The sequence below is a fragment of the bacterium genome (assembly GCA_029210965.1).
Classification (GTDB): domain Bacteria; phylum BMS3Abin14; class BMS3Abin14; order BMS3Abin14; family BMS3Abin14; genus JALHUC01.
This window is the reverse complement of sequence record JARGFZ010000108.1, coordinates 1-1,170: the sequence shown is the minus strand read 5'-3', so window position 1 is coordinate 1,170 and position 1,170 is coordinate 1. Positions and strand designations below refer to the sequence as shown.

The following is a 1,170-nucleotide window of genomic DNA, read 5'->3' as shown; positions in this document are numbered from 1 at the left end:
GGGGCGCCCAAATCAATGACTCGCACTGTAAGTCATTGATTTGTAAGGAAAGGGAAAACGACGCTTTTCCCTTTCCGAGGAGCGAAAAGCCGATTACGGACTTTTTGCGACCCTGTAATAGTTAAACCTTAAAAGAGAAAGGGTGGGGATGATGGATTATAGAAGCAGTATCGCTTTTATCGGTGGCGGGAATATGGCCGAAGCTCTGGCAGTGGGTATCATCAGAGCCAGGATCCTGCCGGCTGAATCGATCATTGTTTCAGATCCGATTTCCGAACGGCGCACTTATCTGCTCCAGCAGCATGGACTCATGAGCACCGACCGGAACACTCAGGCCGCCGCGGCTGGAGGAACCATTTTCCTGGCTGTTAAACCACAGGTTCTTCCAGAGGTGCTTCAGGAGATTGCCCCCTCCATCGGGACAGACCAGCTTGTCATCTCCATAGCAGCAGGGATCACCCTCGGACTTCTGGAAAATTCACTGCCCGGAGTGCCTGTCATCAGATCCATGCCCAACACACCCGCACTTGTAGGCAATGGGGCTACCGTCATCTCTCCCGGCCAGAGTGTCCATGCTGATAACACGCACTGGGCCGTGGAGCTTTTCCAGGCTGTGGGAACCTGCCACGTCCTTCCCGAGGACCTGCTGGATAGCGTCACGGGCCTTTCCGGAAGCGGCCCAGCCTATATCTTCCGCATGGCTGAGGCTTTGATCGAGGCCGGCATGTCGGTTGGGATCCCTGCCGAGGAGGCTGCAGGTCTGGTGAAACAGACGATCATGGGGGCCGCACGCATGATGATGGAAACAGAAAAGAGTCCTACCCAACTGCGGGAGATGGTGACGTCACCGGGGGGGACCACTCAGGCTGGTCTCACTGCTATGGATGAAGCCGATTTCACGGAGACAGTTGTGGAAGCGGTGATGGCGGCTACGAAGCGAGCGAAGGAACTTGGTAAGGGCTGAGCGCTTCCCGCTCTATGAATCGGGGAAGAAGAGCACTGTATCGGCGTGTCGGGGAAAAGGCTAAAAACCCGATTCCTGTGAATGCGGCAAGGGCAGCCTCTCGCAGAGACGCAAAGGTAAACCTAACTTCCGGAGCTGTGGTTGAATCCACCTTTAACTGGTATTGGCTGGTAGATCTGCTCATGGATGCGGGCTACCAGGTTCAT

Annotated in this window: 2 protein-coding genes; both read left to right on the top strand. The window is 55.3% G+C overall.

What is annotated here, in order from left to right; all coding sequences use genetic code 11:
- Window positions 1-148: 148 nt before the first annotated feature.
- Complete coding sequence (gene proC, locus P1S59_14485; protein MDF1527432.1) at window positions 149-964, top strand: pyrroline-5-carboxylate reductase; 816 nt, start codon at window positions 149-151, stop codon at window positions 962-964.
- Window positions 965-978: 14 nt separating this feature from the next.
- Window positions 979-1,170 (top strand): hypothetical protein (locus P1S59_14480; protein ID MDF1527431.1); only part of this gene is annotated, 192 nt, incomplete at its 3' end.

Bases quoted from the DNA above. Each gene is read 5' to 3' on its own strand.
- proC (MDF1527432.1), top strand. From the start codon at position 149: ATGATGGATTATAGAAGCAGTATCGCTTTTATCGGTGGCGGGAATATG.